The organism is Deltaproteobacteria bacterium (genome assembly GCA_035063765.1).
Taxonomy (GTDB): domain Bacteria; phylum Myxococcota_A; class UBA9160; order UBA9160; family PR03; genus CAADGG01.
Window position 1 is genome coordinate 1 of record JAPSFT010000051.1, and the last position, 6,243, is coordinate 6,243.

The window sequence follows — 6,243 nt, forward strand, 5'->3', positions numbered from 1 at the left end:
CCGGCGATCCGGCGATTCCCGCTGCGGGAATCGCCGGATCGCCGGGTCTGTCCCCCTCAGAGCCTCCGCGCGAGGGTTTCGCCGATCTCGGCGGGCGCCGGGGCGATGGCGACGCCAGCCTTCTCGAGCGCGGCGATCTTGTCGGCAGCGCGGCCCTTGCCGCCGGCGATGATCGCGCCGGCGTGGCCCATCCGCTTGCCGGGGGGCGCGTTCTGGCCGGCGATGAAGGCGGCCACGGGCTTGCTCATCCGGGTCGCGATGAACTCCGCCGCCGCCTCCTCGGCCGAGCCGCCGATCTCGCCGATCATCACGACCGCCCGGGTCTCCGGATCGGCCTCGAAGAGCGCGAGCGCGTCCACGAAGGTGGTGCCGATGATCGCGTCGCCGCCGATCCCGACGCAGCTCGACTGGCCGATGCCGAGCCGCGAGAGCTGGTCGACCGCCTCGTAGGTGAGCGTGCCCGAGCGCGACACCACGCCCACCGGGCCGGGCCGCGTGATCTGCGCCGGCATGATCCCGATCCGGCAGCGGCCGGGGGTGACCACGCCCGGGCAGTTCGGGCCGAGCAGGCGCGTAGGCCCACCGCGGAGCGCGCGCTTCACGCGCAGCATGTCGAGGGCGGGGATGCCCTCGGTGATGCAGACCACGAGCCCGATGCCGGCGTCGGCCGCCTCGAGGATCGCGTCGGCCGCGCCGGGCGGGGGCACGAACACCACCGAGGCGTCGGCGCCGGTCGCCGCCACGGCCTCGCGCACGGTGTCGAAGACCGGCAGGCCGTCCACCTCTCCGCCGCCCTTGCCGGGCGCGACGCCGCCCACCACCTGGGTGTGGTAGTCGCGCGAGAGGCCGGCGTGGAAGCGCCCCATCCGGCCCAGGCCCTGCACGAGCAGGCGCGTCTTCTCGTCGCACAGGATCGCCATGGCTCCTACTTCCTGCCCGTCTTCGCCGCGGCGACCGCCCGCTCGGCGGCCTCGCGGAAGGTGTCGGCCGGGGTGAGGTCGAGCCCCGAGGCCTGGAGGATCGCGCGGCCCTCGGCGGCGTTGGTGCCCTGCAGGCGCACGACGATCGGGACCGCGACGCCGATCTCGCGCGCCGCCGCGACGACCCCCTCGGCGACCAGGTCGCAGCGTACGATCCCGCCGAAGATGTTCACGAGGATCGCCTTCACCTGCGGGTCGGCGAGGATCAGCTTGAAGGCCGCGGCCACGCGCTGCTGGTCCGTGCCGCCGCCGACGTCGAGGAAGTTCGCGGGCGCCCCGCCCGCGGCCCGCAGCATGTCGAGCGTCGCCATCGCGAGGCCCGCGCCGTTCACGAGGCAGCCGACGTCGCCGTCGAGGCCCACGTAGGCCAGGTCGAGCTCGTTCGCCTCGCGCTCGCGCGCGTCCTCCTCGTCCGGATCGCGCAGCGCGCGGATGTCGGGGTGGCGGAAGAGCGCGTTGTCGTCGAAGTTGAGCTTGCCGTCGAGCGCGAGCAGGTCGCCGGCCTTCGTCACCACGAGCGGGTTGATCTCGGCCAGCGAGCCGTCCTTCTCGGTGAAGAGCCGGAAGAGCCCGCCGAGGAAGACCTCGAAGCGCGGCACCACGTCGGCGCCGAGGCCCAGCCCGAAGGCCACGCGCCGCACGTGGTAGGGCTGGAGGCCCGTGGCCGGGTCCACGTGCACGGTCACGATCTTCTCCGGCGTGCGCGCGGCGACCTCCTCGATCTCCATGCCGCCCTCGGTCGAGGCGATGATCGCGAGGTCCTCGGCGGCCCGGTCGAGCACGATCGCGAGGTAGAGCTCGCGCGCGATCTCGCAGCCGGCCTCGACCCAGACCTTGCGCACGAGCTTCCCCTCGGGCCCGGTCTGGTGCGTGCGCAGCGTCATGCCGAGGATCTCGGAGGCGAGTCGCTTCGCCTCGCCCGGCGACTTCGCGACCTTGATCCCCCCGGCCTTGCCGCGCCCGCCCGCGTGCACCTGCGCCTTCACCACCACGAGCTTCGCGTCGAGGCCGCGCGCCGCACTCTCGGCCTCGGCCGGCGAGGTGGCGAGCCGCCCGGGCGGCACCGGCACCCCGTAGCTGCGCAGGAGCTCCTTCGCCTGGTACTCGTGGACGTTCACAGCCGGATCTCGCCGACCAGCTTGCGCACGTGCTCGACCGAGGCGTCGAAGAGCTTGCGCTCGCCGGCGTCGAGCTCGAGCTCGAGGATCCGCTCGACCCCGTTCGCGCCGAGCACGCAGGGCACGCCCAGGTAGAGGCCGTCGACGCCGTACTCGCCCTCGCACAGGCAGGCGCAGGCCAGCACTCGCTTCTTGTCCTTCAGGATCGACTCGGCCATCTCGACCGCGCTCGCGGCCGGCGAGACGAAGGCCGAGCCGGTCTTGAGCAGCGCCACCACCTCGCCCCCGGCGTTCTTGGTGCGCTCGACGATCGCGTCGATCTTCGCCTGCGGGAGCAGCTTCGTGATCGGGATGCCCGCCACCGTGCAGTAGCGGACCAGCGGCACCATCGTGTCGCCGTGGCCGCCGAGCACGAGCGCCGTCACGTCCTGCACCGAGACGCCGAGCTCCCAGGCCACGAAGGCGCGGAAGCGGGTCGAGTCGAGCACCCCGGCCATGCCGACGACGCGGTGTTTCGGGAAGCCCGAGATCTTCTTGAAGGTGTAGACCATCGCGTCGAGCGGGTTGCTGATCACGATCACGGTCGCCTGCGGAGCGTGCGTCTTCACCCCCTCGGCCACCTGCTTCATGATCGCGAGGTTCGTCTTCAGCAGGTCGTCGCGCGACATGCCGGGCTTGCGCGCGAGCCCCGCGGTGATGATCACGAGGTCCGAGCCGGCGATGCCCTCGTAGGCGTTCACGCCGACCAGCTTCGCGTCGGCGCCGAAGAGCGGCGCGCCCTCGGCGATGTCGAGCGCCTTGCCCTGGGGCATGCCCTCGACCACGTCGAAGAGCACCACGTCGCCGAGCTCGCGGTAGGCGAGCTGCTCGGCGAGCACGCCGCCGATGTTGCCGGCTCCGATGAGAGCGATCCTGGGCCGCGCCATGGGGGGTCTCCTTGGCTGGGGTGGGTTGGGGGCGGGACGCTCAGCCCATGTTGGCGATGATCGCGTCCCCGAACTCGCTGCAGCGGAGCAGCTTCGCGCCGTCCATCAGGCGGTGGAAGTCGTAGGTGACGGTCTTCGCGGCGATCGCCTTCGAGATGCCGGCCTCGATGCGGTCGGCCGCCTCCTGCCAGCCCATGTGCGCGAGCATCATCACGCCGGACAGGATCACCGAGCTCGGGTTCACCTTGTCCTGCCCGGCGTACTTGGGCGCCGTGCCGTGGGTGGCCTCGAAGATGCCGTGGCCCGTCTGGTAGTTGATGTTGGCGCCCGGTGCGATGCCGATCCCGCCCACCTGCGCCGCCAGCGCGTCCGAGAGGTAGTCGCCGTTCAGGTTCAGGGTGGCGATCACGTCGAAGTCGGTCGGGCGCGTCAGCACCTGCTGGAGCGTGATGTCGGCGATCGCGTCCTTGACCAGGACTTGGCCCTTCGGTGCCTGGCCGCCGCAGTCGTCCCAGCCGATCGCGCGCCCCGCGTACTCGCGCTTCACGAGCGCGTAGCCCCAGTCCCGGAAGGCGCCCTCGGTGAACTTCATGATGTTGCCCTTGTGCACGATCGTCACCGACCGGCGCCCGTGGGCGATCGCGAAGTCGAGGGCCGCGCGTAGCAGGCGCTCGGTACCCTCGCGCGAGACGGGCTTGATGCCGATCCCGGAGGTCGCGGGGAAGCGGATCTTCGTGACGCCCATCTCGTCCTGGAGGAAGGCGATCAGCTTCCGCGCCTCGGGCGACTCCGCCGGCCACTCGATGCCCGCGTAGATGTCCTCCGAGTTCTCGCGGAAGATCACCATGTCGACGTCCTGCGGGCGTTTCACGGGGCTCGGCACGCCCTCGTACCAGCGCACCGGCCGCAAGCACACGTAGAGATCGAGGATCTGGCGCAGGGCGACGTTCAGGCTGCGGATGCCGCCGCCGACCGGCGTCGTGAGTGGCCCCTTGATCCCGACCAGGTACTCGCGGAAGGCGTCGAGCGTCGCCTCGGGCAGCCAGTCGCCGGTGCGGTCGAAGGCCTTCTGCCCGGCCAGGACCTCCATCCAGGCGATCTTGCGCCGGCCGCCGTAGGCCTTCGCGACGGCCGCGTCGAAGACCCGCACCGAGGCGGCCCAGATGTCGGGCCCGGTGCCGTCGCCCTCGATGAAGGGAACGATCGGGTGGTCGGGGACGGCGAGCGTGCCGCCGTCGAGACGGATCCGCGCGCCCTCGGCGGGCACGCTCGGCTTCCAGGGGCTCGGCATGGTGCCGCGTTCTAGCGAATCTGCGGGGGAGTGGCGACCGCGCCGCGGGCCCGGCCCGCTACACGAGACGGGCGAGCGTCACCTGGATCGCGGCGATCGGGATCCCGACGGGACAGACCGCCTCGCAGGCCGCACAAGCGCTGCAGCGCGCCGCGCCGGCCGCCGCGGCTGCGGGCACCGCGGCTGCCCCCGCCGCGGCCGGGCGCCCGCTGGAGCCGCCCGCCGCGCCGCGAGCCGGCGGCGCGCGGTGCGCGTCGGGCCCGAGGCGCAGCCAGTCGATCTCGAGGCGCACGGCGGAGAGCACCGCGTCGCGCGGCTCGCAGGGCGGCGCCCCGCCGGCGCGCGCGCACTCGACGCTGCACAGGCTGCAGGCCAGGCACGCCTCCGCGGCGAGCTGGAGCCGCGCGCGCTCGCGATCGGGCAGCCCGAAGCCGTCGGCGCCGTAGTGGGCGAGGAAGCGCGCAATCGGGTCGCCGCCCCGGCGCCCGGCGAGCCGGCGCAGGAGGTGGCCCGCCCCGGCGCGGACCTGGAGCGCGAGCGCCCGCCAGGTGCCGGTGCGCGCGAGCTCGCGGAGGAAGCCGCGGTAGCCGCTCACGAGGCCGCCCGCCCCGGCGCGGCGTGGGTGCGGCAGGCCTCGCGCCCCGCGCGCCGGCCCGTGAGCAGCGCGACCCCGAGCCCCGTCCGCTCGCGTGCGGGGTCGAAGCCCCCGAGCAGGTCGCCCGCGGCGAAGACGTTCGCGAGTGGGGTGCCGTCGGCCGCGAGCGGGCGCAGCCGCGCGTCGGCGCGCACGCCCGCGGAGAAGAGCGGCTGTTCGCCCTCGTAGTCGCGCCGCACGAGCCGGCGCGGCGCGATCCCGTCGACGCGCCGGCCGCCGAGGTCGTAGAGGGGAAGGCCGAGCAGGGGCTCGCGGAGGCCTCCCTCGCCGTCGGCCACGCCGCCGCCGACGAAGCGTCCCGAGGCCAGGACGAGCGCGTCGAAGGCGAGGCGTTCCTCCCCGTCGTGCGCCGCGAGCCCGAGCGCCGCCGCCCGCCCCGCGCGCCACTCGATCGAGAGCGCGCGCGCCGCGCGCCGCTCGACGCCCGCGCGCGCGAGCGCGGCCTGGAGCGCGCGGTCGAGGCGGAAGCCGGCGAGCGCGAGCGCCGGCGAGCCCACGAGCTCCGCGACCCGGCCGCCCGCCGCGGCGCGCGCCCAGGCCGCCACCTGCGCGGCGCCGTCGAGGCCGAGCACGGGCGGGAAGAGCACGAGGCGCTCGGGCCCGCCGAGGGCGGCCAGCGCGGGGGCCAGCACCTGCTGCGCGGCCGGATCCTCGAGCGCGCGGGCGAGCCGCGCGGGCGTCGCGGCGAGCGCGCGCAGGGGCGGCGGGAGCTCGAGGCGCCCGAGCTGGAGCCGCCGGCCCTCGCCGTCCACGGCCGCGAGCTCGGCCGCGAGCGTGCGCAGCGCCGCACGCGCCTCGTAGCCCGCGAGGCCCGGGAGCTCGACGAGCACGATCTCCGGGGCGTCCTCGAGCGCCCCCTCGCCGGCGCCCGAGAACGCAAGGTCCGCGGCGCGCAGCGCGCCGTGCACGTCGGCGAGCCAGCGCGTGCGGGCGGGATCGCCCGTCACGCGCAGGCCCGCGGGCGCGAGCCAGGCGTCGAGCGCGGCGACGGCCTCGCGGATCTCGGGCTCCGGATCGCGCGCGGGCCACAGAATCGCGTAGGGGTGGCGCGCGGCCGCCGCCGATCCCTGCGCGAGCGCGGCGCGCTCGAGGCGCCGCAGGGGCGCGAGCGGCGGGCCGTCGGGCGCGTCGCGCAGGGGGAGCCCCCCGCGGCGCAGCGGCGAGGCGGCCGCCAGGTCGAGCGTGCCCCAGCCGAGCGCCGTCGCGCCCGGGCCCGCGCGCACGAGGGTCACCTCCGCGCCGGCCGCCGCGAGCTCGAGCGCCGCCGCCGAGC

General features: G+C 75.1%; 6 protein-coding genes. All 6 read right to left on the bottom strand.

Going from position 1 to position 6,243, the window contains the following annotated elements:
• Positions 1 to 56: 56 nt before the first annotated feature.
• The gene (gene sucD, locus OZ948_19700) at positions 57 to 920 is read right to left on the bottom strand and encodes a succinate--CoA ligase subunit alpha (GenBank protein ID MEB2346944.1); all 864 of its coding nucleotides are present in this window, start codon (positions 918 to 920) and stop codon (positions 57 to 59) included.
• 5 nt (positions 921 to 925) lie between these two features.
• The gene (sucC, locus tag OZ948_19705; GenBank protein MEB2346945.1) at positions 926 to 2,098 is read right to left on the bottom strand and encodes an ADP-forming succinate--CoA ligase subunit beta; all 1,173 of its coding nucleotides are present in this window, start codon (positions 2,096 to 2,098) and stop codon (positions 926 to 928) included.
• On the bottom strand, positions 2,095 to 3,024 hold the full coding sequence (gene mdh, locus OZ948_19710) for a malate dehydrogenase (GenBank protein ID MEB2346946.1): 930 nt from the start codon (positions 3,022 to 3,024) through the stop codon (positions 2,095 to 2,097). Before mdh ends, sucC begins: the two co-directional genes overlap by 4 nt.
• A 40-nt stretch (positions 3,025 to 3,064) precedes the next feature.
• Entirely contained in the window at positions 3,065 to 4,315 is a 1,251-nt protein-coding gene (icd, locus tag OZ948_19715; protein ID MEB2346947.1) for an NADP-dependent isocitrate dehydrogenase, read from the bottom strand.
• A gap of 58 nt (positions 4,316 to 4,373) precedes the next feature.
• A complete protein-coding gene (locus tag OZ948_19720) occupies positions 4,374 to 4,910 on the bottom strand; it encodes a hypothetical protein (GenBank protein ID MEB2346948.1) in 537 nt (178 codons plus the stop codon).
• The coding region (locus OZ948_19725) for a hypothetical protein (GenBank protein MEB2346949.1) at positions 4,907 to 6,243 on the bottom strand (1,337 nt) is incomplete at its 5' end. The genes OZ948_19720 and OZ948_19725, both read right to left, overlap by 4 nt.